General features: G+C 67.2%; 26 protein-coding genes, 1 tRNA gene and 1 pseudogene. 11 read left to right on the top strand and 17 right to left on the bottom strand.

What is annotated here, in order from left to right:
* The first annotated feature begins 91 nt into the window (after positions 1 to 91).
* The 3 genes from accB to aat are packed head-to-tail and all read left to right on the top strand — an operon-like array spanning position 92 to position 2599.
* Entirely contained in the window at positions 92 to 598 is a 507-nt protein-coding gene (gene accB / locus C4S70_RS01290) for an acetyl-CoA carboxylase biotin carboxyl carrier protein (RefSeq protein WP_104006290.1), read from the top strand.
* A gap of 10 nt (positions 599 to 608) precedes the next feature.
* On the top strand, positions 609 to 1958 hold the full coding sequence (gene accC, locus C4S70_RS01285; RefSeq protein WP_104006289.1) for an acetyl-CoA carboxylase biotin carboxylase subunit: 1350 nt from the start codon (positions 609 to 611) through the stop codon (positions 1956 to 1958).
* A gap of 8 nt (positions 1959 to 1966) precedes the next feature.
* The gene (gene aat, locus C4S70_RS01280) at positions 1967 to 2599 is read left to right on the top strand and encodes a leucyl/phenylalanyl-tRNA--protein transferase (protein ID WP_104006288.1); all 633 of its coding nucleotides are present in this window, start codon (positions 1967 to 1969) and stop codon (positions 2597 to 2599) included.
* Here the strand turns inward: aat and C4S70_RS01275 are convergent.
* The 3 genes from C4S70_RS01275 to C4S70_RS01265 all read right to left on the bottom strand — a co-directional run bounded on the left by C4S70_RS01275 (position 2524) and on the right by C4S70_RS01265 (position 3905).
* Complete coding sequence (locus C4S70_RS01275; protein ID WP_235003666.1) at positions 2524 to 2898, bottom strand: DUF2155 domain-containing protein; 375 nt, start codon at positions 2896 to 2898, stop codon at positions 2524 to 2526. The genes aat and C4S70_RS01275 overlap by 76 nt on opposite strands.
* Before the next feature lie 134 nt (positions 2899 to 3032).
* Complete coding sequence (mlaD, locus tag C4S70_RS01270; protein ID WP_104006287.1) at positions 3033 to 3503, bottom strand: outer membrane lipid asymmetry maintenance protein MlaD; 471 nt, start codon at positions 3501 to 3503, stop codon at positions 3033 to 3035.
* 15 nt (positions 3504 to 3518) lie between these two features.
* Positions 3519 to 3905, bottom strand: coding sequence for an NADH:ubiquinone oxidoreductase subunit NDUFA12 (locus tag C4S70_RS01265; protein ID WP_104006286.1), 387 nt, complete (start codon positions 3903 to 3905; stop codon positions 3519 to 3521).
* Between the two features lie 164 nt (positions 3906 to 4069).
* Here C4S70_RS01265 and metG point away from each other — a divergent pair, with 164 nt between their 5' ends.
* Positions 4070 to 5788, top strand: coding sequence for a methionine--tRNA ligase (metG, locus tag C4S70_RS01260; RefSeq protein ID WP_104006285.1), 1719 nt, complete (start codon positions 4070 to 4072; stop codon positions 5786 to 5788).
* Positions 5789 to 5928: 140 nt separating this feature from the next.
* Here the strand turns inward: metG and C4S70_RS01255 are convergent, their stop codons facing one another.
* The 6 genes and pseudogenes from C4S70_RS01255 to pqqA all read right to left on the bottom strand — a co-directional run bounded on the left by C4S70_RS01255 (position 5929) and on the right by pqqA (position 9452).
* Positions 5929 to 6129, bottom strand: coding sequence for a hypothetical protein (locus tag C4S70_RS01255; RefSeq protein ID WP_146064164.1), 201 nt, complete (start codon positions 6127 to 6129; stop codon positions 5929 to 5931).
* Between the two features lie 156 nt (positions 6130 to 6285).
* Positions 6286 to 7395 (bottom strand): pyrroloquinoline quinone biosynthesis protein PqqE, encoded by a 1110-nt coding sequence (pqqE, locus tag C4S70_RS01250; protein ID WP_104006283.1) that lies wholly within the window; start codon positions 7393 to 7395, stop codon positions 6286 to 6288.
* On the bottom strand, positions 7392 to 7691 hold the full coding sequence (gene pqqD, locus C4S70_RS01245; protein ID WP_235003635.1) for a pyrroloquinoline quinone biosynthesis peptide chaperone PqqD: 300 nt from the start codon (positions 7689 to 7691) through the stop codon (positions 7392 to 7394). The genes pqqE and pqqD overlap by 4 nt, the downstream gene beginning before the upstream one ends.
* Positions 7688 to 8435, bottom strand: a pseudogene (gene pqqC, locus C4S70_RS01240) (pyrroloquinoline-quinone synthase PqqC). The gene pqqD and the pseudogene pqqC overlap by 4 nt, the downstream one beginning before the upstream one ends.
* Positions 8432 to 9319 (bottom strand): pyrroloquinoline quinone biosynthesis protein PqqB, encoded by an 888-nt coding sequence (pqqB, locus tag C4S70_RS01235; RefSeq protein ID WP_104006282.1) that lies wholly within the window; start codon positions 9317 to 9319, stop codon positions 8432 to 8434. Before pqqB ends, pqqC begins: the two are co-directional and overlap by 4 nt.
* A gap of 25 nt (positions 9320 to 9344) precedes the next feature.
* The gene (gene pqqA / locus C4S70_RS01230) at positions 9345 to 9452 is read right to left on the bottom strand and encodes a pyrroloquinoline quinone precursor peptide PqqA (protein ID WP_104006281.1); all 108 of its coding nucleotides are present in this window, start codon (positions 9450 to 9452) and stop codon (positions 9345 to 9347) included.
* Between the two features lie 114 nt (positions 9453 to 9566).
* Here pqqA and C4S70_RS01225 point away from each other — a divergent pair, with 114 nt between their 5' ends.
* The gene (locus C4S70_RS01225) at positions 9567 to 11582 is read left to right on the top strand and encodes a 4Fe-4S binding protein (RefSeq protein ID WP_235003634.1); all 2016 of its coding nucleotides are present in this window, start codon (positions 9567 to 9569) and stop codon (positions 11580 to 11582) included.
* Positions 11583 to 11741: 159 nt separating this feature from the next.
* Positions 11742 to 12485 carry an FAD:protein FMN transferase gene (locus C4S70_RS01220; RefSeq protein WP_104006279.1) on the top strand — a complete coding sequence of 248 codons (744 nt, stop codon included), beginning with the start codon at positions 11742 to 11744 and terminating at the stop codon, positions 12483 to 12485.
* An 89-nt stretch (positions 12486 to 12574) separates the two neighbouring features.
* Here the strand turns inward: C4S70_RS01220 and C4S70_RS01215 are convergent, their stop codons facing one another.
* Complete coding sequence (locus tag C4S70_RS01215) at positions 12575 to 13237, bottom strand: HAD-IA family hydrolase (protein WP_104006278.1); 663 nt, start codon at positions 13235 to 13237, stop codon at positions 12575 to 12577.
* Positions 13238 to 13366: 129 nt separating this feature from the next.
* Between C4S70_RS01215 and glmU the strand changes: the two genes are divergently transcribed.
* From glmU to C4S70_RS01200, 3 genes are read left to right on the top strand one after another with little or no spacing between them, the layout of a single operon-like run.
* Positions 13367 to 14722, top strand: coding sequence for a bifunctional UDP-N-acetylglucosamine diphosphorylase/glucosamine-1-phosphate N-acetyltransferase GlmU (glmU, locus tag C4S70_RS01210; protein ID WP_104006277.1), 1356 nt, complete (start codon positions 13367 to 13369; stop codon positions 14720 to 14722).
* Positions 14722 to 16545 (top strand): glutamine--fructose-6-phosphate transaminase (isomerizing), encoded by a 1824-nt coding sequence (gene glmS / locus C4S70_RS01205; RefSeq protein ID WP_104006276.1) that lies wholly within the window; start codon positions 14722 to 14724, stop codon positions 16543 to 16545. Before glmU ends, glmS begins: the two co-directional genes overlap by 1 nt.
* Before the next feature lie 3 nt (positions 16546 to 16548).
* Positions 16549 to 17094: a pyridoxamine 5'-phosphate oxidase family protein gene (locus tag C4S70_RS01200; RefSeq protein WP_104006275.1), complete on the top strand. Its 546-nt coding sequence runs from the start codon at positions 16549 to 16551 to the stop codon at positions 17092 to 17094.
* 2 nt (positions 17095 to 17096) lie between these two features.
* Here C4S70_RS01200 and C4S70_RS01195 read toward each other — a convergent pair whose 3' ends face one another.
* Complete coding sequence (locus tag C4S70_RS01195) at positions 17097 to 17471, bottom strand: hypothetical protein (RefSeq protein ID WP_235003633.1); 375 nt, start codon at positions 17469 to 17471, stop codon at positions 17097 to 17099.
* A gap of 140 nt (positions 17472 to 17611) precedes the next feature.
* Here C4S70_RS01195 and C4S70_RS01190 point away from each other — a divergent pair, with 140 nt between their 5' ends.
* Entirely contained in the window at positions 17612 to 17995 is a 384-nt protein-coding gene (locus C4S70_RS01190; RefSeq protein WP_104006274.1) for a rhodanese-like domain-containing protein, read from the top strand.
* Between the two features lie 90 nt (positions 17996 to 18085).
* Here the strand turns inward: C4S70_RS01190 and C4S70_RS01185 are convergent, their stop codons facing one another.
* The 4 genes from C4S70_RS01185 to zwf form a co-directional block, all read right to left on the bottom strand.
* Positions 18086 to 18934 carry an alpha/beta fold hydrolase gene (locus C4S70_RS01185; RefSeq protein ID WP_380218755.1) on the bottom strand — a complete coding sequence of 283 codons (849 nt, stop codon included), beginning with the start codon at positions 18932 to 18934 and terminating at the stop codon, positions 18086 to 18088.
* A 143-nt stretch (positions 18935 to 19077) separates the two neighbouring features.
* Positions 19078 to 19152 (bottom strand) — tRNA-Val (locus C4S70_RS01180).
* A gap of 93 nt (positions 19153 to 19245) precedes the next feature.
* A complete protein-coding gene (pgl, locus tag C4S70_RS01175; RefSeq protein ID WP_104006273.1) occupies positions 19246 to 19917 on the bottom strand; it encodes a 6-phosphogluconolactonase in 672 nt (223 codons plus the stop codon).
* Positions 19914 to 21374: a glucose-6-phosphate dehydrogenase gene (zwf, locus tag C4S70_RS01170; RefSeq protein ID WP_104006272.1), complete on the bottom strand. Its 1461-nt coding sequence runs from the start codon at positions 21372 to 21374 to the stop codon at positions 19914 to 19916. Before zwf ends, pgl begins: the two co-directional genes overlap by 4 nt.
* Positions 21375 to 21534: 160 nt before the next feature.
* Between zwf and C4S70_RS01165 the strand changes: the two genes are divergently transcribed.
* A complete protein-coding gene (locus tag C4S70_RS01165; RefSeq protein ID WP_104006271.1) occupies positions 21535 to 22488 on the top strand; it encodes a radical SAM protein in 954 nt (317 codons plus the stop codon).
* A gap of 4 nt (positions 22489 to 22492) precedes the next feature.
* Here the strand turns inward: C4S70_RS01165 and C4S70_RS01160 are convergent, their stop codons facing one another.
* Together C4S70_RS01160 and cimA are read right to left on the bottom strand one after the other, a co-directional pair.
* Positions 22493 to 23266 carry a squalene/phytoene synthase family protein gene (locus C4S70_RS01160; RefSeq protein WP_104006270.1) on the bottom strand — a complete coding sequence of 258 codons (774 nt, stop codon included), beginning with the start codon at positions 23264 to 23266 and terminating at the stop codon, positions 22493 to 22495.
* Positions 23256 to 24905: a citramalate synthase gene (gene cimA, locus C4S70_RS01155; protein ID WP_104006269.1), complete on the bottom strand. Its 1650-nt coding sequence runs from the start codon at positions 24903 to 24905 to the stop codon at positions 23256 to 23258. Before cimA ends, C4S70_RS01160 begins: the two co-directional genes overlap by 11 nt.
* Positions 24906 to 24965 lie beyond the last annotated feature (60 nt).

Genomic DNA, 24965 nt, shown 5'->3' with positions numbered 1-24965 from the left:
TCACCCGCGCGGTCCTGGCCTATAAGCGCGCAGGAAGAAAATCGAGGCCCGCGCCCGGCGCGGCGCTCAAGGAACCGCCTGAGGGGATCCCATGACAGAGAACAGACACGAAGCGGACGTGGCCTTCATCAAGGCGCTGGCCGAACTGCTGCGGGAAAACGACCTGGCCGAACTGCGGGTCAAGCGGGACTACGGCGAGGACGACAGCCTGGACGTCCGCGTGAGCCGCGTGGCGTCCACCGCCGCGGCCCCGGTTCAAGTGGCCGTGCCCGCCGCCGCCCCCGCGCCCGCCCCGGCCGCAGCGGCCCCGGCGCCCGCCGCCGAAGCCCCGGCCCCCGCCGCTTCGGACGATCCTGCCAACCATCCCGGCGCGGTAACCTCGCCGATGGTGGGCACGGTCTACATGCAGCCCGAACCGGGCGCCGATCCCTTCATCACCGTGGGCCAGCATGTCAACGAAGGCGACACGCTGCTGATCGTCGAGGCGATGAAGACCATGAACCAGATCCCGGCCCCGCGCGCCGGCACGGTCAAGCGCATCCTGGTCGAGGACGGCGCGGCGGTCGAGTTCGGCACGCCCCTGGTCATCATCGAGTAAGGCGGCCCCCATGTTCGACAAGATCCTTGTGGCCAACCGCGGCGAGATCGCGCTTCGCGTGATCCGCGCCGCGCGGGAAATGGGCATCCGGTCGGTGGCGGTCCATTCCACCGCCGATGCCGACGCGATGCATGTGCGCATGGCCGACGAATCCGTCTGCATCGGCCCCCCGCCCAGCCCGCAGAGCTATCTGTCCATTCCCTCGATCATCGCCGCCTGCGAGGTGACCGGCGCGCAGGCGATCCATCCCGGCTATGGCTTTCTGTCGGAAAACGCCCGCTTCGTGCAGATCGTCGAGGATCACGGTCTAACTTTCATCGGCCCCTCGGCGGAACATATCCGCATCATGGGCGACAAGATCACCGCCAAGGAAACCGCGCGGGAACTGGGCATCCCGGTGGTGCCCGGCTCTGACGGCGGGGTGGCCACCGTCGAAGAGGCCAAGCGGATCGGGCGCGAATTCGGCTATCCGGTGATCATCAAGGCTACTGCCGGCGGCGGCGGGCGCGGCATGAAGGTCGCGGCCAGCGAGGACCAGATCGAAACCGCGTTTCGCACCGCGCGCGCCGAGGCGCAGGCCGCCTTTGGCAATGACGAGGTCTATATCGAGAAATACCTGCAGAAGCCCCGCCATATCGAGATCCAGGTGTTCGGCGACGGCAAGGGCAACGGCGTGCATCTGGGCGAACGGGATTGTTCGCTGCAGCGTCGTCACCAGAAGGTGTTCGAAGAGGCCCCGGGCCCGGCGATTTCGGCCGAAGAGCGCGACCGGATCGGCCGGATCTGCGCCGATGCGGTCGCCAAGATGGGCTATCGCGGCGCGGGCACGATCGAATTCCTCTACGAGGACGGCGAATTCTACTTCATCGAAATGAACACTCGCCTGCAGGTGGAGCATCCGGTGACCGAAGCCATCTTCGGCGTCGATCTGGTGCGCGAACAGATCCGGGTGGCCGAAGGGCTGCCGATGTCCTTCACCCAGGAGGATCTGAAGATCGACGGCCACGCGATCGAAGTGCGCATCAACGCCGAGAAGCTGCCCGACTTCACCCCCTGCCCCGGCAAGATCACCCATTACCACGTGCCCGGGGGACTTGGCGTGCGGATGGATTCGGCGCTTTATGACGGCTACACGATCCCGCCCTTTTACGACAGCCTGATCGGCAAGCTGATCGTGCATGGCCGCGACCGGCAAGAGGCGCTGGCGCGGCTGCATCGCGCGCTGGGGGAATTGATCGTGGATGGCGTGGACACCACGATTCCGCTGTTCCACGCGCTGCTGCAGGAACCCGACATCCAGTCGGGCGACTACAACATCCACTGGCTGGAACGCTGGCTGGCCGAGCACATGGACGGCTGACCGCCGGAATGGAGCTGACGCCGCAAGTGTTGTTGCACGGCTACGCCATCGGGGTCTTCCCGATGGCGGAAAGCCGCGACAACCCCGAGGTGTTCTGGGTGGATCCCAAACTGCGCGGCGTGATCCCGCTGAACGGGTTTCACATCTCGCGGTCACTGGCACGACGGATGCGGCGCGGCGGTTACGAGATCACCATCGACCGCGACTTTGTCGGCGTGCTGGACGGATGCGCGGACCGCGCCGAAACCTGGATCAACGACGTGATCCGCACACTTTACATCCAGTTGCACGAGATGGGGCATGCCCATTCGCTGGAGGTCTGGATGGACGGGGAACTGGCCGGGGGCGTCTATGGCGTCACTCTGGGCGCGGCGTTCTTCGGCGAAAGCATGTTCTCGCGCCGCACCGACGCCTCCAAGATCGCGCTGGCCTTTCTGGTGGACCGGCTGCGGCAGGGCGGATTCACCCTGTTCGACACCCAGTTCCTGACGCCGCATCTGGCCTCGCTGGGCGCGGTCGAAATCCCGCGCGCGGTTTATCGGCGGCAGCTGGAGCGCGCGATCGCTCAGTCGGCGGATTTTGCCTCGCCGCCGGTGCCTTCGGCCGAAGAGGTGATACAGCGCAACACCCAGACATCGTAACGGCGGTGATCCAGCGCGTTCAGAGCGGGCGACGAGGCCACCATCCAGCCGTCGAACAGCTGATCGTTCCTGCCGGTTTCCCAGATGGTGAGAAAGGCAAAGGCATCGCCCGTGGGGTTTTCGGCCGGATAGCGGCAGTCGCCCAGCGCCACATCGAGCCCGAAGATCCGGGCGGTTTCGCCGACGGCAACTTCGAAATCCTGAACGTGGCCGCTCACCTTGTCCAGCCCGCGCAGCACAGCGCCCGTGCCCGAGGCGCCAACCTGGCGCGGCTCTTCCTGCGGGATCACCTGGATCACCCCGCCCTGCGGGTTCAGCGGCTGGATGCTGATCCCGTCATCGGCGGGCTCCAGAGGCGTGATCTCGATGCTGTCCTGCGCCGCGGCGCCGCCGGCCACGACTGCCAGCGCGATGGCCGTCAGACCCCTGCGGATCACTGGTCGCCACCGCCGCTGTCGGCGCCGCCACTGCCGCCCACGAACTTGAGCAACAGCGAAATCAGGCTGACCGCGCCCTGGGTGTCCAGCACTTCCTCGCCGGGCTCCAGGTAGAACGGTGACCCGCCCGGCATGATCTCGAGGAAATTCCCGCCCAACAGCCCCTCGGAGGACACCACCGCCGCGCTGTCATCGGGGATCTTGATCCCTTCGGCCACCGAAAAGGTCGTGTCGGCGCGATAGGTTTCGGGGTTCAACTCGACATCCGTGACCGTGCCGATCTTGACCCCGGCCAGACGGACATCGGTGCCCACCGTGACGCCTTCGAGCGACCGGAACGAGGCGTGCAGTTCATACCCGCCCACGTCGCGCGACAGGCCGGTTGCCTGGCCGGTATAGACGGCAAAGGCGATCGCCGCCGCCAGCACCGCGCCACCGACGGTCACCTCGGTCAGATTGTGCGCCATCGGTTCGGACCCCGCTTATTCCGGCTGCCAGGCCTCGTAGTCGCGCCGCTCGACCGGGCGGTGGCCGTCGCGGATCGAGCCCTTGGGCATATAGGCCAGCGGCGTGCCGGTCAGGTTTTCCTGATGCGGCTTTTCCCACGGCTTGTGCTCCAGCGGCTTCTGCGTGGGCGGCGCGTCAAAGGTATGGTGCAGCCAGCCGTGCCAGTCGGGGCTGATCCGGCTGGCCTCGGCCTCGCCGTTGAAGATCACCCAGCGCCGCGTGTCATCGGCATTGCGGTAATACACGTTGCCCTGTTCGTCCTCGCCCACCTTGATGCCCTTGCGCCAGGTGTAGAGCTGGGTGTTCAGGGTCGAACCGTTCCACCAGGTCACTGCGCGCAAAAGAGTGTTCAGGATTCCCATGAGGTGCCTCCGGCCATTGGTCGGGGCAGATATGGACCAAAGCGCGGCCAAGGTCCAGAGCCGCCATGCCGCATGGCGCATTCGGGCGGGCACGCGCCATCTGGCGCTTTGGCGGCGCGCCTGCTAAGGGACGCGCGAACCGGAAAATCGCGGGCCTGCCAGACATGAAACGCTATCTCATCACTTCGGCACTTCCCTACATCAATGGAATCAAGCACCTGGGCAATCTGGTAGGCAGCCAGCTGCCGGCCGACCTGTTCGCCCGCTACCAGCGCGGGCGCGGGCGCGAGGTTCTGTTTCTCTGCGCCACCGACGAACACGGCACCCCGGCGGAACTCGCCGCCGCCAAGGCCGGCAAGCCGGTCGCCGAATACTGCGCCGAAATGCATCAGGTGCAGGCCGACATCGCCCGCCGCTTCGGGCTGAGCTTTGACCATTTCGGGCGCTCCTCCAGCCCCCAAAACCACCGCATGACCCAGCATTTCGCCAAGGTTCTGGGCGAAAACGGGCTGATCGAGGTGGTGACCGAAAAACAGGTCTATTCCAAGGCCGACGGTCGGTTCCTGCCCGACCGCTATATCGAAGGCACCTGTCCCAATTGCGGCTATGACAAGGCCCGGGGCGACCAGTGCGAAAACTGCACAAAGCAGCTCGATCCGACCGACCTGATCGAGCCGCGCAGCGCCATTTCCGGCTCGACCGATCTTGAGGTGCGCGAGACGAAACACCTGTATCTGCGCCAGTCGCTGCTGCGCGACGAGCTGGACAAATGGATCGATTCCAAGACCGACTGGCCGGTGCTGACCACCTCGATCGCCAAGAAATGGCTGCATGACGGCGACGGGCTGCAGGACCGGGGCATCACCCGCGATCTCAGCTGGGGCATCCCGGCGCAGTTTCCGGGCGCGCCATGGCAGGGCATGGAGGGCAAGGTCTTCTACGTCTGGTTCGACGCCCCGATCGAATACATCTCCTGCGCGGGCGAATGGGCACAGGCGCGCGGCGCGGCGGATGCGGAATGGGAACGCTGGTGGCGCACCGACAAGGGCGCCGAGGACGTGACCTATGTCCAGTTCATGGGCAAGGACAACGTGCCCTTTCACACGCTCAGCTTTCCGGCCACGCTGATCGGGTCACGCGAGCCGTGGAAGCTGGTGGATCACCTGAAGTCGTTCAACTACCTCAACTACGACGGCGGCCAGTTCTCGACCAGCCAGGGGCGCGGCGTGTTCATGGACCAGGCGCTGGCGATCCTGCCGGCGGATTACTGGCGCTGGTGGCTGCTGAGCCACGCCCCCGAAAGCAGCGACAGCGAATTCACTTGGGAAAACTTCCAGCAATCTGTCAACAAGGATCTGGCCGACGTGCTGGGCAATTTCGTCAGCCGCGTGACCAAGTTCTGCCGCTCCAAATTCGGCGAAGCGGTGCCCGAGGGTGGCGCGTGGGGCGAGCGCGAGCGCGCCCTGATCGACGATCTGACCGCGCGCATACGCGCCTATGAGGATCTGATGCAGGCGATGGAGGTGCGCAAGTCCGCGCAAGAGCTGCGGGCGATCTGGGTGGCGGGGAACGAATACCTGCAGTCAGCCGCGCCCTGGGCGACCTTCAAGGAGGATCCCGAGACGGCGGCGGCACAGGTGCGGCTGGCGCTGAACCTGATCCGGCTCTACGCGGTGCTGTCGGCCCCCTTCATCCCCTTCACCGCCGAACGGATGCTGCAGGCGATGGGCACGCAGGATGACAGCTGGCCCGATGACGTGGAACAGGCATTGCAGGCGCTGGCGCCGGGGCATGCGTTTACCGTGCCCGATGTACTGTTTGCCAAGATCACCGATGAACAGCGCGAGGAATGGCAGAGCCGGTTTTCCGGACAGCGGGACTAACGCGCGGCCAGCCGCTCCTTTAGACCCCGCCCCCCCCAAAAAAAGACGGTGGGGAAGCCACCTTTGGCGGCTTCCCCAGGCTGGGCATTTCGGATGCCCGGCCTCCGTGGGCGGGATCGCCCCCCGGCTGAATTCGGTCGTCAATCTACGATCGGTTCGGAAATGACGATCTTTTCGGGCTGCGGTGTCGCCGCGGCACGGGCCTGATGCCCGATATCCGCGCAAGCCGCATAATCGCCCCCGACGCAGGCCGCCTTGAGCTGATGCCAGGCGGCAGGGTAACGCTCGGTCCTGTCGCCGCACGCGGCCAGCACCAAAGGAGCCGACAGAAGGAAAACCATTTTTTTCATATCACGCCATCCAATTTACACTTTGGCAAGATTGTGGCGCAAATGGGGCCCGAATCAAAAACCTTCATGCACAGCCTCCCCAAATCTGGGGAGTTTTGAACTCGCTCTGACGACAACGCCGAAAAATTTGAATGATTGTTTCCAGAATCACTCCTGCCGCATATCGGCCCTGGCCGGATATCGCCTGTATCGCAGCGTATCGACTGAGTCGTTTTCGGCCAGCCGGTCCAGTATCCTTGTCACCCTGCCATGCGCCGGCGACTTGCGACAGACCGGATCGGCCTGCGCGGGATCGCCGGCCAGCGCCATGGCCTGACAGCGGCATTCGCCAAAGTCGATCTCCTTGCGCTCGCAGCCCGCGCAGGGTTCGGGCATCCAGTCGGTGCCGCGATAGGCGTTGAAGGCCGCGCCGTCATACCAGATCTCGCGCAGGCTCTTGTCGCGCACATTGTCGAAACGCAGATGCGGGATGCTCTCGGCCGCATGACAGGGCAGCACGGTGCCGTCGGGGCTGACATTCAGCCCCGTCGAGCCCCAGCCCCCCATGCAGGCCTTGGGGTAGTCGGCGTAATGGTCCGGCGGCACGAAGTCGAAGGCCAGAACCCCGCGCAGCCGCGCCTGTTCGCGCGCCACGATGCGCTTGGCCGCCTCGGTCTGTTCTCGGGTTGGCATCAGCGCGTCGCGGCTCTCGGCCGCCCAGCCGTGGAACTGGACGCAGGCGACCTCGAGCCGGCGCGCGCCCGGTTCCACCGCCATTTCGATGGCGCGCTCCAGATCGTCCATGTTCAGACGGTGCATCACCGCGTTCAGCGTCAGCGGGATTCCCCGCCGCTTGATCTCTTCTGCCACGGCCATCTTGCGGTCGAACCCGCCCTTGTAGCCGCCGATCCGGTCGGCCAGCGCGGCGCTGGTGCCCTGAAGCGACAACTGGATGTGGTCGAGCCCCGCGGCCTCGAGCGCGTCCAGCCGTTTCGGCGTCAGACCGGTGCCGGACGTGATGAGGTTGGTATAAAGCCCCGCCTCGGCCGCCGCCGCGGTCAGTTCCACCAGATCGGGGCGCGAGGCCGGCTCGCCCCCCGACAGGTGCAGCTGCAACACGCCCAGTTCGGCCGCCTGGGCGAACACGTCGGCCCAGATTGCAGTGTCCAGCTCGGTATCCCTGCCCTGCAGGTTCACGGGGTTCGAACAATAGGGACAGGCCAGCGGGCAGCGATGGGTCAGCTCGGCCAGCATGGCAAGCGGCGGCTGCACTGTCATGACCGCACCTCCAGATAGCGCCGCGCGCGCAGTCCGACGAAGAAGCGTTGCACGTCCTCCGCGATCCGCCCCTCCGGGGCGTCATAGGTCGCGGCAAGGTCGGCGACGATCTCGGCGAAGGTCGCTTCGCCGGTGACGCGGGACAGGATCGCCTCGCCGATCGCGTCCAGCGCGATCGCCTTTTCCAGAGCCAGCAGAACCGCGCCGCCCCGCACCCGGTCCCGCGCCATGCGCACGCCGCGCGGCAGAAAGGGGCGCTCGGCCGGGGCCAGCTCCAGCCGCATGGGCGCGCTCATGCCATGCCTTCGCCGGGCCGCCAGGCGCCGGGCGGGATGTGGCCGGGTTCGACATAGGCGTGCCACAGCGAATCGAGCTGCGCCCACAGCACGTTGGTCTTGAAGATCAGCGCCTCGCAGGCCATGTCCTCTTTCTCGGGCGTGTCGGCGTGCTCCAGCACCCAGGCCAGCCCGAATTGCACGTCGCGCGGCGCCTCCGAGAGCCGCTTGCGGAAATAGGACAGGCTGTCGTCATTGGCGAAATCGTAATGTCGCAGCAGCCCCTCGATCCGCTGCTCGTGGATCTTCGGCGCGAAGAGTTCCGTCAGCGAGGACGCCACCGCCTGGATCAGCGGCATGTCGCGCACATAGCGCACATAGGCGTCCACCGCGAATTGCGTGGCCGGCAGCACGCCGCGCCCGCTGGCCACGTAATCGGGGTCCAGCCCCACCGCCTCGGCCAGTTTCAGCCAGCGCCGGATACCGCCCCCCCTCGTCCACGCCGCCGTCGTGATCCTCGATCCGCGACCGCCAGGCGCGGCGCATGTCGGGATCGGCGCAGCGCGACATGAAGGCCGCGTCCTTCATCGGGATCGCCGCCTGACAGGCCCAGCGGTTGATCACCCAGGCCCGCACCTGATCGGGCGTGCATTGCCCGCTGTGCAGCCGCTGGTGGAACGGGTGCTTGTCGTGATACCGCTCGGCGCCGATCCCGCGCAGGCGGTCTTCGAGCGATTGCGCGGGTTTCGGATCATGGGCGTTCATAGCGTGATCTCCATGCCATCGGCGGCAATGGTCCAGCCCGCCGCCTGAACCGCCGCGCGTTCGGGCCCGTCCGGCTGCCAGACCGGGTTGGTGTTATTGATGTGGATGTAGGTCCGCGCCGCGCCCAACCCGGCCAGTTTCGCCATCGACCCTTCGGGTCCGCTGATCGAGATATGGCCCATCCGCCGACCGGACTTGGTTCCCGTGCCTTCGCGGATCATCTCGTCACCCGTCCACAGCGTGCCGTCGAAGAACAGCTGATCCGCATCCGAAATCCGCGCCAGAAGATCCGGCGTCACCTCGGCGCAGCCGGGGATGTAGCAGGCGACCCTGGCGCCGTCGCTCAGCCGCACGCCCACGGTCTGTTCCCCCACGAGGTCTGTCTCCACCTCCTCGCCCTCCATGTAGAGCGGCACCTTTCCGGGCACCGGAAAAAGTTCCGCCGTCAGGCCCGGTTGCAGGTCGAACGGCGTGTTCAGCCGGATCGGCCGCCGCGCGACCTTGTCCGCGGCAAGGGCGTCGAAGATGCGGTTGCCCGCCAGAACCTCCAGTACCTCGGCTGTGGCGAACACGGTGAACGGGGTCTGTTCGCGCAAGCTCAGCAGCCCCGCGACATGGTCGATATCGCCGTTGGTCAGAAGAACCGAATGCAGCGGCGTGTCGCGCAGACCCCGCGGATGCAGCGCGGGGTTGGCCTGCATCTGCGCCCGGATATCGGGCGAGGCATTCAGGACCGACCAACGCCCGCCATCGGCGGACACGGCCAGCGACGACTGGCCCGAAGACGGGATCCGTCCGGCCCGGGCATCGACGCAGTTGCGGCAGCCGCAGTTCCATTGCGGCAATCCGCCCCCCGCCGCAGCGCCCAGAACCAGGAATTTCATCTCGGGCCTGCCGTGTCGGGGCGACTCAGAACAGGTCGCGCTCGTAGTCTCGGCCCTCGTCCTCGGACGGAGAATACATGTTGATCTCCATGCCGCAGTTGACTTCCTTCAGTTTCGGTGCGCTCCAGGCCATCCTTCATCCTCCACTGGCTGGGTTTCCTCCGGCTCCAGGGTAGCAGCCGGCGCGCTGGCTCTTCTCGTCATGATCTGGTCGGTGCTTCCGCCCGCCCCTGCGCGGGCCGAACCGATGACGGCCGAACAGATCGCCGAATACGTGATGCCGCCCTATTCGGTCGGCAAGCCGCTGAACGATCGCGGCGTGCACGAGCTGCTGAACTCCGGCGGCGCGCTGGCCGGCTATGTGTTCGAAACCGAACCGCTGGCCCCGCTGCCTGGCTTTTCCGGCGCGCCGATCAACATGCTGGTGGTGCTTGATCTCGAAGGCCGCTTCATCGACGTCCGCCTGATCGAGCAGAACGAACCGATCTTCGTGTCGGGACTGGGCGAGGCCCCCTTTCGCCAGTTCCTTCAGCAATATGGCGGGCTGTCGATTTCCGACTCGATCGTCGTGGGCACCCCCTACGGCGCGGGCGGCGGCGGGTCGCTGGTCTATCTGGACGGCGTGACCAAGGCGACCGCGTCGGTGCGCATCGCCCATGAATCGATCATGGCCGCCGCGCTGGCCGTGGCGCGGGAAAAGATGAAGGGCATCAACACCACACCGCCCGCCCACCCCGACCCCGAACACGACGAGCCGCTGACCTGGGCCGATCTGCTGGACCACGGTATCGTCACGCACAAGGTGGTCACCAATGCAGATATCGACGCGATGTTCGACGGCACGCTCTGGGAGGACGACGACCCCGAGGCCAGAGAGAACCCAGACGCCCCCTATCTGGACCTGTGGGTGGTGGATGTCGGCCCGAAATCCATTGCCCGCGCAGTTCTGTCCGACAGCGGATTCAAGGAGTTGCAGGGATTTCTTGAACTCTCGCCGGACGAAGAGCCGATTCTCTTGATCGAAACCGGCCGGCACGGGCTGGTCAGCCCCGAATTCGTGCGCAACACCGCGCCCGACTGGCTGACCGCCGAACAGGGCGGGCTTCCGGTGGCGCTGCGCGACAGTGACCTGCTGGTGGAGCTGTCCGACGACCTGCCGCCCGAGATGCACGACGGGGTCGCCATGATCCTGCGCACCGACCGGCGGCTGGGCTTCGACCCGGCCAGCCCCTGGACGCTCAGGGTGCTGGCGGTGCGCGAACACGGCATGTTCCAGCCCGAAACCGGATCCGTCACGATCGAGGTGCCGCATGCCACGCCGGAACGGTTCTTTGTTCGCTCCGGCAAGGTCGAAGCCGCCCCGCCCTGGCTCGACGCGCTGCGCAACCGCCGGGGCGACCTGATCGTGCTGAGCCTCTTTCTGGTCGGCCTCACCGCCGTTCTGGCCCCTCGCATGAACCCGCTGGCCGATCACAAGGGTTTTACCCCCGCGCGCCTAGCAATTCTGGCGGTCGTCACCGGTTTCATCGGCTGGTGGGGCCAAGGGCAGCTCTCCATCGTCACGGTTCTGGGCGCGATCCGCGCCGCGCGGGAGGGCGGCAGCTACGCCTTCCTGCTCTATGATCCGTTCTCGCTGCTGATCTGGGGCTTTGCGATCCTCGGTTTCGTGCTGTTGGGGCGCGGCTATTTCTGCGGCTGGCTCTGCCCGTTCGGAGCCTTGCAGGAATTCGCCCACCATCTGGGCCGCCTGCTGCGCCTACCGCAGTTCGACCTGCCGGCAAAATGGGACGCCCGGCTGAAGGGGCTGAAATACATCGCCCTCGCCGGGCTGGTGGCGACGGTGTTCATCACCCCCGACAACGTGGACAAGGCGGCCGAGATCGAACCCTTCAAGACCGCGATCACCACCTTCTTCGTGCGCGACTGGTATTATGTGCTCTATGCCGGGTTCTGGCTGGTCTCGGGGCTGTTTCTGTTCAAGGGCTTCTGCCGCTATCTGTGCCCCTTGGGGGCCTTCATGGCGATCGGAGGCCTGCTGCGCGGCCGCAAATGGATCGCCCGGCGCGCCGAATGCGGCAGCCCCTGCCAGCTCTGTCGCGTGCAGTGCAGGTATCGCGCGATCCGCCCCGACGGGGCCATCACCTATTCGGAATGTTTCGCCTGCCTCGACTGCGTAACGATCCACAACAGCTCCAGCCGCTGCGTGCCGCTGATCCTCGACCGGCGTCGGCGCAACGGCAGACCCATGGAGGCCGCCGAATGACCCGGCTCAACCGCCGCCGCTTCATCGCGCTGGCCGCCGCAACCGCCGCCATCGGCCCGACCGCCGCGCCCGCGCCGCCGATCCGCTGGCAGGGCCGCGCGCTCGGCGCCGAGGTGAGCCTGACCCTTCCACGCCCCCGAACCACAGGCGCGCGCCGCGATCGCCGAAATCCGCGCGCTGCTGGTCGAGGTCGAACAGCTCTTCAGCATCTACGACCCTCGCTCAGCCCTTTCGCACCTCAACAGAGAGGGGCAACTCGTTGACCCGGATCGCAAATTCATCGACCTCATGGAGGCCGCCGCGGTGGTTCATGTCGCAACGGACGGGCTGTTCGACCCCACGATCCAGCCGCTTTGGGCGGCGCTGGCGCGCGGCGAGGATCCCGCCGACGCCCGCCGCGCGGTAGGGTTCGACCGGGTTGTCATCCGCCCCGACCGCATCGCACTGGCGCCCGGCCAGGCGTTGACCTTCAACGGCATCGCCCAGGGGTTCGCCACCGACCTGGCCCGTGCCGCGCTGCACGCCCGCGGCTTCACCCGCGCCCTGGTCAATATCGGCGAATTCGCGGCCCTCGGCGGCCCGTTCCGGCTGGGGCTGGCCGATCCCGCGCGCGGCCTCGTCGCCACCCGCACGTTCACCGACCGCTGCATCGCCACCTCCGGCCCCGCCGCAATGATGCTGCGGCGCACATCCCACATCCTGAACCCGCGGGGGACGACCCCGCCGCGCTGGTCCACCGTCAGCGTCACCGCCGACAGCGCCACCATCGCCGATGCCGCCTCGACCGCGTTCTGCCTGATGCCGCGCCGGCAGATCCGGACCGCGCTGCGCCGCCTGCCAGGCCGCCCCCACGCCACGCTCATCGCCCGCGACGGCGCCCTCACTACGCTCGGCGGCGCCTGAGGTGCCCCCGGTCCTGCTTCTTTCTGGTCACAAATACCCCTTTCACCGCCCGCGGAAAGAGCCCCCGGCCGCGGCAGTCCCGGGCGCGCTCAAGCCCCGATCGCGGCGACCAGATCCGGCAGATCCTCGAACCGGTGCAACAGCGCCTCCGGCTCCAGCGCGGCCATGTCCTCGCCCGCGGGGCCGAAGGTCACCAGAACGCAAGGCACGCCCGCCGCGCGCGCGGTCTTGCGGTCGGTATCCGAATCACCGATCAGCACGCAGCGCGCCGGATCGCCACCCGCGCGCCGCGCCGCCTCGCGCAGGGGTTCGGGGTCGGGCTTGCGCACCGGCAACGTGTCCGCCCCCACCAGCGCGCCGAACGCCTCGCGCACCCCCAGCCGCCGCAACAGCAGATCAGCCAGACGCTCGGGCTTGTTGGTGCAGATCCCGACCCCAAAGCCCTGAATTTTCAAACTTTCCACCGCCTCCATGGCGCCGGGATAAAGAAAGGTATAGACGTCGATCGCCTCGGCATACGCTTCCAGAAGAACCGGATAATAGTTTTCGACCACGGCCGGATCAAAGCGCCCGATCCGCTCCAGCCCCCGGGTCAGCATCATCTTGCCGCCGCGCAGCGCGATGGCCTGGTCCTTGGCCGGGTCCAGCACGTCGCCCAGCCCCATCGCCCGGAAACAATGGTTCGCCGCCGCGATCAGATCGCCCGAGGTATCGGCCAGCGTGCCGTCCAGATCGAAGATCACCGTGCGCATCGCACCCCCTTGGCAGGTTCCTGCCCAGACTTGTTGCAAGCCGCAACCTAGTTTGAACGGCAGATCGCTTGCACCCCTGACGCCAGCGGATAAAACGGGCGCCACAAAATGACAAAGAGAAATCGGTTTATGAGCATTTCCCTGATTATCCTCGCCGCGGGCAAGGGCACCCGGATGAATTCCGATCTGCCCAAGGTTCTGCACCCGATCGGACAGGCACCGATGCTGGCGCACGCCATGCGGGCCGGCGCCGCGCTTGACCCCGAACGGATCGTCGTGGTGGCCGGTCATGGCGCCGACGCGGTCACAAAGGCCGCGCGCGACATCGACGACCGCGTGGATGTCGTGCTGCAAGAAGAACAGCTCGGCACCGCCCATGCGGTGGCGCAGGCGCGGCCCGCGCTCGACGGCTTCGACGGCGATGTGGTGGTCCTTTACGGCGACACGCCCTTTCTGCGGCCCGAAACGCTGGAGCGGATGGCGGCCGCGCGGGCACATCACGACGTGATCGTGCTGGGCTTCGACGCCGCCGACCCCGGCCGCTACGGCCGGCTGGTGATGAATGGCGACACGCTGGAGCGAATCGTCGAATTCAAGGACGCCTCGGATGAGGAACGCCGCATAAGCTTTTGCAATTCCGGTCTCATGGCGGCCGACGCGGCCACCCTGTTCGACCTGATTTCACAGGTCGGCAACGACAATGCCGCGGGCGAATACTATCTGACCGACGTGGTGGAACTGGCCCGCGCGCGGGGGCTGTCGGTCACCGCCATCGCCTGCGACGAAGCCGAAACCCTGGGCGTGAACTCGCGCACCGAACTGGCTGCGGCCGAGGCTGCCTTTCAGGCCCGCGCCCGCGCCGCGCTGATGGAGAACGGCGTAACGCTGATGGCGCCCGAGACGGTGTTTCTCTCGCTCGACACGGTGATCGGCCGCGATGCGGTGGTCGAACCCAACGTGGTCTTCGGCCCCGGCGTGACGGTGGAATCGGGCGCCCGGATCCGCGCCTTTTCCCATCTCGAGGGCTGCCATGTCAGCCGCGGCGCGATCATCGGCCCCTTTGCCCGGCTGCGTCCCGGCGCGGAACTGGCCGAGGACGTGCATGTGGGCAACTTCGTCGAGATCAAGAACGCCCAGGTGGATGAAGGCGCCAAGATCAACCACCTGTCCTATGTCGGCGACGCCACGATCGGGGCGCGCACGAATGTCGGCGCAGGCACCATCACCTGCAATTATGACGGCGTGATGAAGCACCGCACCGAAATCGGGCGCGACGTGTTCATCGGCTCGGACACGATGCTGGTGGCGCCCGTGAAGGTGGGCGACGCGGCGATGACGGCCACCGGAACCGTGGTCACGCGGGATGTCGAGCCCGGCGCGCTGGCCATCGCCCGGGTGCCACAGGAAAACCGGCCCGGCTACGCGCGGCGGCTCATGGAAATGCTGCGCGCCAGGAAGGCAAACAAACAGAAGGGGCAGAACTGATGTGCGGCATCATCGGCGTTCTGGGCAAACACGAAGCCGCCCCTATCCTGATCGAGGCGCTCAAGCGGCTGGAATATCGCGGCTATGACAGCGCCGGCATCGCCACGGTGAATGGCGGTCGGCTGGACCGCCGCCGGGCGGTGGGCAAGCTGGTCAATCTCAGCGACATTCTGGTGCACGACCCGCTGGCCGGAAAGGCCGGCATCGGACACACTCGCTGGGCCACGCACGGCGCGCCCACCGTGGACAACGCCCACCCCCACCAGGCCGGACGGGTCGCCGTGGTCCATAACGGCATCATCGAAAACTACCGCGAATTGCGCGCCGAGCTCGCCGAGGCCGGGATCGAGCCCTGCACGGAAACCGACACCGAAACCGTCGCCCTGCTGACCCAGCACTACATGGCCGAAGGCGCCGGGCCGGTCGAGGCCGCGTTCCGGGCGCTGGACCGGCTCGAGGGCGCCTTTGCGCTCGCCTTCCTGTTCGAAGGCGAGGACGACCTGATCGTTGCGGCCCGCAAGGGCTCGCCGCTGGCGATCGGGCATGGCGATGGCGAGATGTTCATCGGTTCCGACGCGATCGCGCTGGCCCCGCTGACCGACCGGATCACCTATCTGGAAGAGGGCGACCGCGCCGTGATCCGCCGCTCGGGGGCGGAGATTTTCGATGCCGCCGGCCGACCGGCAAACCGCGAGATCCGCAGGGTCGAAATCGACAGCGCCCGCGTGGACAAGGGCGGGCACAGGCACTTCATGGCCAAGGAGATCGCCGAACAGCCCACGGTGATCGCCGAATCGATTCGCCACTATCTGCCTGCGGGTGGCGACAGCGTGATCCTGCCCGACACGGATCTGGATTTCGCGGCGGTGGACCGGCTGACCATGGTGGCCTGCGGCACGGCCTTCTATGCCTGCCTCACCGCGAAATACTGGTTCGAACAGCTGGCCCGCCTGCCGGTCGAGGTCGATATCGCCTCGGAGTTCCGCTATCGCGAACCGCCGATCCCGGCCCGCAGCCTGGCCCTGTTCGTGTCCCAGTCCGGCGAGACCGCCGACACGCTGGCCGCGCTGCGCTATTGCGCGGGCAAGGCCGACCGGATCCTGTCGGTGGTGAACGTCCCCGAAAGCTCGATCGCGCGGGAAAGCGATCTGGCGCTGCAGATCCACGCCGGCCCCGAGATCGGCGTGGCCTCGACCAAGGCCTTCACCTGCCAGCTTGCGGTGCTGCTGATGCTGGCGCTCAAGGCCGCCGCCGACCGGGGCACGCTGAGCGCGGATCAACTGGCCGATCACGCCGCCGCCCTGCGCGGGCTGCCCTCGGTTCTGAACGCCGCGCTGGATCAGAACGACGCGATCCGCAGCGCCGCCGGGCGCCTGGCGCAGTCGCGCGACATGCTGTTCCTGGGGCGCGGCCTGATGTATCCGCTTGCCCTCGAAGGGGCGCTGAAGCTCAAGGAAATCAGCTATATCCACGCCGAAGCTTATGCATCGGGCGAGCTGAAGCACGGCCCCATCGCGCTGATCGACGACCAGATGCCGGTGGTCGTCTTCGCACCCCGCGATCGGCTGTTCGACAAGACCGTGTCGAACATGCAGGAGGTGATGGCGCGCAAGGGCAAGGTGATCCTCGTGTCCGACGCCGACGGCATTGCCGAGGCAGCCGAAGGCCTTTGGGCCGGCATCCACATGCCGCATGTCCACGAAAGCCTCGCCCCGATCGTCTATGCGGTCCCGGCGCAGCTTCTGGCCTATCACACGGCGGTGGCCAAGGGCACGGATGTGGACCAGCCGCGCAACCTGGCGAAATCCGTGACCGTGGAATAGCGCATGGCCAGGCAGTTCACCCGCATCGAACCCGCGCACCGTGCCTTCATCGAAGACCAGCACGTCTTCTTCGTGGGCACGGCGGCGCCCGAGGGGCGGGTGAACGTCTCGCCCAAGGGCATGGACAGTCTGCGCGTGATGGGGCCGAACCGGATCCTGTGGATGAACCTCACCGGCAGCGGCAACGAAACGGCCGGGCACCTGCTGGAAAGCCCGCGAATGACGCTGATGTGGTGTTCCTTCGCCACGCGACCGCTGATCCTGCGCTGCTACGGCACGGCGCGAGCCTTTCATGTGAATGACGACGGTTGGGCTGATCGCGCCGTTCATTTCCCGGCCCATCGCAGCGCCCGCCAGATTTTCGATCTGGATGTGAACCTCGTGCAGACCTCCTGCGGCTACGCGGTGCCGCGCATGGAATTTCTGGGCGAACGTGACACCATGCAGAAATGGGTGGACGCCAAGTCAGACGATGACATCCGCGCCTATTGGGACGAACGCAATGCCACCACGATCGACGGCAAACCCACCCGCGCCCCGCGAGGCTGACCTCAGATCAGGCCCTTCCAGCGCAGGACCAGAACCAGCAACACGCCGAACAGAAGAATGTTGAAGGCCGCCCCGGCCAGCACCCCCAGCCACCAGCCCTTGCGCCGGTCGGCCAGGTCGATCCGCTCCAGATGCGCCCGCACCTCGCGCGCCGCCCCGCGCAGGCGTCGATGATCCACCACCAGGCCGATCCTGGGATGCTCAAGGCTCGGCTCCGCCTCGGCCAGCCGCCACGCCTGCCGACGAATACGCCAAGGCAGCTGCCGGCCCGCCCGCGCCAGACAGGCGGCCAGCGTCCCGCCCGACACCCCCAATCGTTCCCGCATCAACGCGGCAACCCGCGCGATATCCGCCGCGGTCCTTTCCGCTTCGTCCAAGACCGTTCCCCTCATCGCGACCGCTTTTGCCCCGTCTCCCCTGCCCTGTCCAGACAACTGGGCGGGAAATGCCGCGACGGGGCTACACCTTCCGCGAATTGAATGTTACCTGTTCCGCAACGCACAACACGGAGAATCCCATGCCCCTCAAACTCAAGGACCTGCTGGCCGAGGCCAATGCCATGGTCCAGCGCATCGACGGCAAACGGGCCGAAGAACTGGTCGCCGGCGGCGCGCTGCTGCTGGACGTCCGCGACGCGCCCGAACTGGAACGCAATGGCCGCGCCGTGGGCGCCCACCACATCCCCCGCGGGATGCTCGAATTCCGCGCCGACCCCGACTCGCCCTTCCACGACCCGGTGATGGACCCCGACCGCCCTGTGGTTCTCCACTGCGCCAGCGGCGGCCGCGCCGCACTGGCCGGCAAAATCCTCATGGATATGGGCTATCGCGAGGTCTACAACCTCGGCGGCCTGAACGACTGGACCGGAGACAAGCTCGAAGGCATGGATCCCGGCATGTAGCCCGCCCGGCCAGGCAAGGCGCCGCCCTTCAGCTTCTTTCTGGTTGGAAATACCCCGGGGTCCGGGGCAGCGCCCCGGTCCCGACGCCGGTCACGCGCCCCGCGCCTGCCCGCCCGCCGGCCCGTTCTCCTCGGCCGGATCCGCGTTCAGAAACGCCCGCACCGCCGCCTCGAATTCCCGCGGCCTTTCTGCATGGAGCCAGTGCCCGGCACCGGGAATCCGCGCGAATCGCGCCTTGGGGAACAGCGCCCGGATTGCGTCGCGATGTTCGGGCCGGACATAGCCCGATTCCGCCCCGGCCAGAAACAGCGCCGGGCCGTCCCAACGCCGGCCCAGTTCGGGAAAGGACATGATCCTGGCCATCTCGGTCTCGAGCGTATCCAGATTCAGCCGCCAGCGCCGGTTCGCCACGTCCAGCGATTGCGTAAAAAAGCTCTGCAACGCGCGCTCGACCCCCTGTTCGGCCAGCATCGCCTCGGCATCCGACCGCCGCTCCACCCGGTCCAGATCCACCGCGCGCATCGCCTGAATATAGGGTAGTTGCGTGTGCGTGTAGGTCACCGGCGCGATGTCGGCCACCACCAGCCGACGCACCAGATCGGGATAGAGCAGCGCCAGCGCCATCGCCGCCTTGCCACCCATGGAATGGCCCACCACGTCCGCCTGCCCGCCGGCGGCCTCGATCACTTCGGCCAAGTCCGCCGCCATCTCCTCATAGCCGTGACGGTCGCTCCAGGGGCTGGCCCCGTGGTTGCGCATGTCCACGGCGATCACCTGGCGCTCATCCGACAGACGCCGCGCGATCACGCCCCAGTTCCGCCCCGAGCCATAAAGCCCGTGCGCGATCACCAGCGGCGGCCGGTCGGTCGGCGCCCCATGAAAGATCCGGTTCAGCATAGCATCCACATAGCCCCGACCCCGCGCCCACGCCAGCCCCATTCGCCGCCAATTCGTTTCACGGATTGACAGTGCCGCCTCGTCCATCAAGCCCCTCGCCAGAAAAGAACCCGCTTCAACCCTCCGGGCGCGTCAGCATCATCGTCGCCGAGCATCACCAAGGACGAACACGCGGTGAAGGGGAATGGTGGGTGATGAGAGATTCGAACTCCCGACATCTTCGATGTGAACGAAGCGCTCTACCACTGAGCTAATCACCCGCGAGGCAGGCTAATACCCAGAGTCGCCCCCCTCTGCAAGAGGGTCCAGCGGGTTCGCCGCACAAAATTTTCGCCGCGCGCCGCGCGCCCCGCCTATTCGGCCCAATGGACGGTCGCACCCGACAGAACCGCCGTCACCGGGGCCTCGTCAGGCTCGAGGAACCGCGCCTTTTCCAGCGCCTCGCGCTTGTCCTTGCCAAGGATCACGATGTGCTTGGACAGTGCCCCGTTCAGCACCGGTGCGGTCAGGGTGACACGCGGTTCCGGCTGGCTGGCCGGCCGGGTCACGGCCAGGATCGGCGCATCGGGGGCCAGCGCCTCGGCCAGACCCGGCGCACCGGGAAAGAGCGAGGCCACATGCATGTCCGCCCCCATCCCCAGCAGCAGCACCGAAAGCGGCAGATGCGGCGCGATCTGCGCCTCGAGCTCGGGCAGCACGTCTTCGGGATTTTCCGTATCGGCATGAAGCGGCAGAAACTGCGCCGCAGCGGCGCGGTTGACCAGCAGGCGCGAGGTTATCAGCCGACCGTTCGACCGTTCGCTGTCCTGCGGAACCCAGCGTTCGTCGGTGGGCAGAACATAGACGCGGTCCCAATCAAGGTTGGCCGCGCAAAGCGCATCGAAGATCGGCCCCGGCGTGGTGCCCCCCGGCACGGCAAAGGACACGGTGTCCCGGGCCAGAAGGGCGGATTTCAACTCTCCCGCCAACAGGTTGGCGACATCCATCGCCAACAGATCGCGGTCGGCGTATTCGACAAGGTTCATGGACGTATCCCCAGCCATCTGCGGTTGTCGCGTCGCATCAGCAGCTCGGCATCGGTGGGGCCGGTGCTGCCGACTTCATAAGGTTTAGGCACATCGCCGCGGGATTCCCAGCCTTCGATGATCGGATCGGTCCAGGCCCAGGCGGCTTCGACCTCGTCGCCGCGCATGAACAGCGTCTGGTTGCCGCGCAGCACGTCCACCACCAGCCGCTCATAGGCGTCCGGGTGATGCGCGCCCTCGGGGCCCAGCGCCTCCGCAAAGGTCATGTCCAGCGGCACGTCGATCAGCCGGATGCCGCCCGGCCCCGGCTCCTTGATCGTCACCTGCAGGGTGATCCCTTCGTTGGGTTGCAGGCGGATCGACAGGATGTTGGCGTGCTGGCCGGCGTCCTCGCCGAATATGGAATGCGGCGCGTGCTTGAACACCACGTTGATGACCGAGGAGCGCGCCACCAGCCGCTTGCCCGTGCGCAGGTAGATCGGCGTGCCGGCCCAGCGCCAGTTCGAGATCCCGACCTTCAGCGCGACATAGGTTTCGGTGGTCGAGCGCGGATTGCCCACCTCTTCGCGATAGCCCGGTTCGTCCCGACCGGGGGCCGCGACATATTGCCCGCGCACGATGTGGTGTGGCTGAACCGGGTCAAGCGCGCGGATGACCTTCAGCTTTTCATCGCGCACCGCGTCGGGATCGAATTTCGACGGCGGCTCCATCGCGATCAGGCACAACAGCTGCATCAGGTGGTTCTGCACCATGTCGCGCATCGCACCGGCCCGGTCGTAATATTCGCCGCGCCCGCGCACGCCGACCGCTTCGGCCACGGTGATCTGGACGTGATCGACGAAGAGACTGTTCCACAGCGGCTCGAACAGCATGTTGCCAAAGCGCACCGCCATCAGGTTCTGCACCGTCTCCTTGCCCAGATAATGGTCGATGCGAAAGATCTGGCGTTCATGGAAATGCGCGGCCAGCGTGGCGTTCAGCGCGCGCGCGCTGTCCAGATCGTGGCCGAAGGGCTTTTCCACCACGATGCGGGTGCGGTCAGTGACGATCCCGTGCCTGCGCAACCGTTCGGCCAGCGGCGCAAAGAGGCTCGGCCCCACCGAAAAGAAGCAGGCGCGCACCCGGTCCTCGGTCAGCTTCGCCGCCAGTTCCGGCCACCCCCTGTCGCCGCGCGCGTCCAGCGACACATAATCCAGCGTGGCAAGAAAGGCGTCCAGCGCCGCGGCGTCGCCCGCCTCCTCTGCGGCGGCTTCGCGCAGCGCCTCGGCGACGAAGGCGCGATAGCCGCGGGTTCCCAGATCGGCGCGCGCGGCGCCGATGATTCGCGCGCCCTCGCGGAACTGCCCCGCGCAGAAACGCCGATACAGCGCCGGCAGGATCTTGCGCCGCGCCAGATCTCCGGTGCCGCCGAAGATCACCAGATCGAACGGATCCACCGCCGTGGTCTTTGCAAACATGTCCTGTCCTTCCGGTTCGGGCACGCATGGGTCGCGGCAGACGGCCCACCAGCCCAGTGATAACACCGCATCACGAAGCTGTCAGGCGGCGCGTAACGTCTTTTCCTTTGTCCGCTCAGCGGGCTAGATCACCCCGACAGGTCAGTGAAGGGAGCAGCGCATGAGGGATCTCGTCAATTCGGACGCCAATATGGGCAAGTTTTGCGACCGGCATGTGACGGCGGATGGCAAGGTCCGCGCCTCCGTGGCCCTGACCCATCCCGAAACGCTGTGGTTCAATACCGGGACGCTGTGCAACATCACCTGCGCGCATTGCTACATCGACAGCAGTCCCACAAATGACGCGCTGGTCTATCTGTCACGGGCCGAGGTGGTGTCCTATCTCGACCAGATCGCCGAGCGGGGCTGGCCGGTGCGCGAGATCGGCTTTACCGGGGGCGAACCCTTCATGAATCCCGAAATCATCGGCATGGCCCGCGCCGCGCTGGAGCGCGGGCACGAAGTGCTGATCCTGACCAATGCCATGCGCCCGATGATGCGCCCCCGTGTCCGGGCGGGTCTGGAAGAGCTGCACCGCGCCTTTGGCGATCGGCTCACGCTGCGGGTGTCACTGGACCATTACTCCGCCGCGCGCCATGACGAGGAACGGGGTGCGGGCAGTTTCGCCAGGACGCTCGCCGGCATGCGCTGGCTGCGGGACGCGGGGATTCGCATGACCGTCGCGGGCCGTACGCTGTGGGACGAAGACGAGGCGCAGGCGCGGGCGGGATATGCCACGCTCTACCGGGCCGAACGCTTTGCGATCGACGCAGACGACCCCGCGCAAACCGTCCTCTTCCCCGAGATGGACGCAACCGCCGAGGTGCCCGAGATCACGACCGAATGCTGGAGCATTCTGGGCAAGTCCCCCGACGAGGTGATGTGCTCCTCGTCCCGGATGGTGGTGAAACGCAAGGGCGCGGCGCGGCCGGTGGTGCTGGCCTGCACGCTGCTGCCCTATGATGCGCAGTTCGAGATGGGGCAAACCTTGGCCGAGGCAGAGGCCCCGGTCCATCTGAACCATCCCCATTGCGCGCGGTTCTGCGTGCTGGGCGGGGCGAGCTGTTCGGCCTGAGCCGCTACCAGCGGCCCGTCGCCGCCCGCAGCATCAGCGACAGCCGCCGCCCGGCCTCGCTCTGCCCCAGGGTTCCGGCCTCGGCCCGGTCCGGATCGCGGGCGGCCTGGGCCAGCACCGGTCCCGCCTGCCAGCCGGCCAGCAGCGCCGGGCGGGCCGCGCGCGACACCGCCCCCCGCGCCCGCCGCGCCCGGGCCAGACGCTCCAGCCCGCGCCGCGCCAGATCGCCCGCCGCATCCGCGCCCGGCGGCAAGGGATCGCGCCCCCGCGCCCGATAGGCCGGCACCGCCCGCAGCCAGTTCGCCAGCCCCGAGGCGATGGCGAAATCCCGCACCACCGATTCCTCGGCCGGCCCCAGCGCGCGCGCCGCCACCCACATCAGCGTGCCGGCCGTGCGGTCGATATGCCGTTCCAGTTCCTCCGCCTCCGCGAAACGGTCGCCGTAGATGTCCCAGCGCCGCGCCACCACCGCATCGTCCAGCGCCCCGGCCAGGCCTGGGTCCAGAACCCGCGCCAGGGGTGCCACGACCTCGTGCCGCTCGGCCGGGCGACCCGCCGCGACGGCCTCGAGCATGTCGCGCCACCATTGCAGCCGCATCTCGGCGATCATCGGCTCGGCGCTGGCCCAGGGGGCGCGGGAAATCTCGACATTGAAGGCATAAAGCGGAAACAGCACCGCCCGCGCGGCAACGGGCGCGGCCATCGCCGCGAGAAAGCGGTCGGGATCGCCCCGCCGCACCAGGTCCGCGCAGGCCGCGAGGTCGCCGTCAAAGACCAAGGGCCGTCCCCGCCACCGCCTGGGCGGCGTCCCGCACCAGCTTCCATCGGATCGCGTCGTTCAGCGCCTCAAAGGACGCATCCACGATGTTCGGGCTCACGCCGACGGTGGACCATGCGCGCCCCTGCCCGTCCTCGAAGTCGATAATGACGCGGGTCACAGCCTCGGTCCCGCCATTGGTGATGCGTACCTTGTAATCGGTCAGGCGGATGTCGTCGATCGCCGCTTGATAGGGCCCCAGATCGGTCTTGAGCGCCTGCCACAGCGCGTTCACCGGCCCGTCATCCTGCGCCTCCTGCGGGTGGTCGTTCTTGAAATAGCCGGTCCGCTTGGTCCCGTCGCGCAGCTGGACCGTAACCACGGCCTCGGATTCCACCACCACGTTGCCGCGCGCGTTGCGGCGACGTTCGGAGATCACGCGATAGCGTTCCACGTCGAAGAAGTCGGGCATCAGCCCCAGCTCCTCGCGCGCCAGCAGCTCGAAACTGGCCTGCGCCGAATCATAGGCATAGCCGGCATCCTCGCGCGCCTTCACCCGCTCCAGGATGCGTCCCAGCGCCGGATCGCCGCGCTCCACCTCCAGCCCCGCGTCGGCCAGCCGCCGGCGCAGGTTCGATTGCCCGGCCTGGTTCGACATCGGGATGATGCGTTCGTTGCCGACCCGTTCCGGGGGCACATGCTCATAGGTCGAGGGGTTCTTGAGAATCGCGCTGGCATGCAGCCCCGCCTTGTGGGCAAAGGCGCTGGCACCGACGTAAGCGGCCTGTTTCATCGGCACGCGGTTGAGGATGTCGTCCAGCATCCGGCTGATCCGGGTGATGCCGGCCAGCGCGTCCAGCGTCACGCCCGTCTCGAGCCGGCTGGCGTAGGGCTCCTTGAGCAGCAGCGTCGGGATCAGGCTGGTTAGGTTGGCGTTGCCGCAGCGTTCGCCCAGCCCGTTCAGCGTGCCCTGCACCTGCCGCACGCCCGCGTCGATCGCCGCCAGCGAACAGGCCACGGCGTTTTCGGTGTCGTTGTGGCAGTGGATCCCCAGCCGGTCGCCGGGAATGCCCGCCGCGATCACCTCGGCCACGATCCGGCCCACATCCGCCGGCAGCGCCCCGCCATTGGTGTCGCACAGCACCACCCAGCGCGCGCCGGCCTCGATCGCGGCCCGGCAGGTTGCCAGCGCATAGTCGGGGTTGTCGCGGTAGCCGTCAAAGAAATGCTCGGCATCAAAGAGCGCCTCGCGCCCCTGCGCCACCACATGGGCGATCGAGGCGCGGATATTCTCGACATTCTCCTCCAGCGTGATCCCCAGCGCGTCGGTGACGTGAAAGTCATGCGCCTTGCCGACCAGACAAACCGTGCCGGTGCCCGCGTTCAGCACCGCCGCCAGCACCTCGTCATTGGCCGCCGACCGCCCCGCCCGCTTGGTCATGCCAAAGGCGGTCAATTTTGCCCGCATCCTTGGCGCGGCCTCGAAAAAGGCGCTGTCGGTGGGGTTGGCGCCGGGCCAGCCGCCTTCGATGTAGTCCACGCCCAGCGCGTCCAGCGCCTGCGCGATCTGCACCTTTTCATGCGTCGAAAACTGCACCCCCTGCGTCTGCTGACCGTCGCGCAGGGTGGTGTCGTAGATATAGAGGCGTTCCCTGGTCATGCGCTCGCTCCGTCATTCGACCCGATGGGCGTGATGCAGGCATCACGACCAGCACCCGTC

The sequence above is a fragment of the Jhaorihella thermophila genome, assembly GCF_900108275.1.
Lineage (GTDB): Bacteria > Pseudomonadota > Alphaproteobacteria > Rhodobacterales > Rhodobacteraceae > Jhaorihella > Jhaorihella thermophila.
This window is presented reverse-complemented; position numbering and strand designations above follow the sequence as displayed.

Bases quoted from the DNA above. Each gene is read 5' to 3' on its own strand.
- accB (WP_104006290.1), top strand. From the start codon at position 92: ATGACAGAGAACAGACACGAAGCGGACGTGGCCTTCATCAAGGCGCTG.
- mlaD (WP_104006287.1), bottom strand. From the start codon at position 3,503: ATGGCGCACAATCTGACCGAGGTGACCGTCGGTGGCGCGGTGCTGGCG.
- zwf (WP_104006272.1), bottom strand. From the start codon at position 21,374: ATGTTTGCAAAGACCACGGCGGTGGATCCGTTCGATCTGGTGATCTTC.
- C4S70_RS01265 (WP_104006286.1), bottom strand. From the start codon at position 3,905: ATGGGAATCCTGAACACTCTTTTGCGCGCAGTGACCTGGTGGAACGGT.
- aat (WP_104006288.1), top strand. From the start codon at position 1,967: ATGGAGCTGACGCCGCAAGTGTTGTTGCACGGCTACGCCATCGGGGTC.
- pqqB (WP_104006282.1), bottom strand. From the start codon at position 9,319: ATGAAATTCCTGGTTCTGGGCGCTGCGGCGGGGGGCGGATTGCCGCAA.
- glmU (WP_104006277.1), top strand. From the start codon at position 13,367: ATGAGCATTTCCCTGATTATCCTCGCCGCGGGCAAGGGCACCCGGATG.
- C4S70_RS01255 (WP_146064164.1), bottom strand. From the start codon at position 6,129: ATGGTTTTCCTTCTGTCGGCTCCTTTGGTGCTGGCCGCGTGCGGCGAC.
- C4S70_RS01190 (WP_104006274.1), top strand. From the start codon at position 17,612: ATGCCCCTCAAACTCAAGGACCTGCTGGCCGAGGCCAATGCCATGGTC.
- C4S70_RS01215 (WP_104006278.1), bottom strand. From the start codon at position 13,237: ATGCGCACGGTGATCTTCGATCTGGACGGCACGCTGGCCGATACCTCG.
- pqqE (WP_104006283.1), bottom strand. From the start codon at position 7,395: ATGACAGTGCAGCCGCCGCTTGCCATGCTGGCCGAGCTGACCCATCGC.
- pqqD (WP_235003635.1), bottom strand. From the start codon at position 7,691: ATGAGCGCGCCCATGCGGCTGGAGCTGGCCCCGGCCGAGCGCCCCTTT.
- metG (WP_104006285.1), top strand. From the start codon at position 4,070: ATGAAACGCTATCTCATCACTTCGGCACTTCCCTACATCAATGGAATC.
- pqqA (WP_104006281.1), bottom strand. From the start codon at position 9,452: ATGGCCTGGAGCGCACCGAAACTGAAGGAAGTCAACTGCGGCATGGAG.
- pgl (WP_104006273.1), bottom strand. From the start codon at position 19,917: ATGAACCTTGTCGAATACGCCGACCGCGATCTGTTGGCGATGGATGTC.
- accC (WP_104006289.1), top strand. From the start codon at position 609: ATGTTCGACAAGATCCTTGTGGCCAACCGCGGCGAGATCGCGCTTCGC.
- C4S70_RS01200 (WP_104006275.1), top strand. From the start codon at position 16,549: ATGGCCAGGCAGTTCACCCGCATCGAACCCGCGCACCGTGCCTTCATC.
- glmS (WP_104006276.1), top strand. From the start codon at position 14,722: ATGTGCGGCATCATCGGCGTTCTGGGCAAACACGAAGCCGCCCCTATC.
- cimA (WP_104006269.1), bottom strand. From the start codon at position 24,905: ATGACCAGGGAACGCCTCTATATCTACGACACCACCCTGCGCGACGGT.
- C4S70_RS01185 (WP_380218755.1), bottom strand. From the start codon at position 18,934: ATGGGGCTGGCGTGGGCGCGGGGTCGGGGCTATGTGGATGCTATGCTG.
- C4S70_RS01165 (WP_104006271.1), top strand. From the start codon at position 21,535: ATGAGGGATCTCGTCAATTCGGACGCCAATATGGGCAAGTTTTGCGAC.
- C4S70_RS01225 (WP_235003634.1), top strand. From the start codon at position 9,567: ATGACGGCCGAACAGATCGCCGAATACGTGATGCCGCCCTATTCGGTC.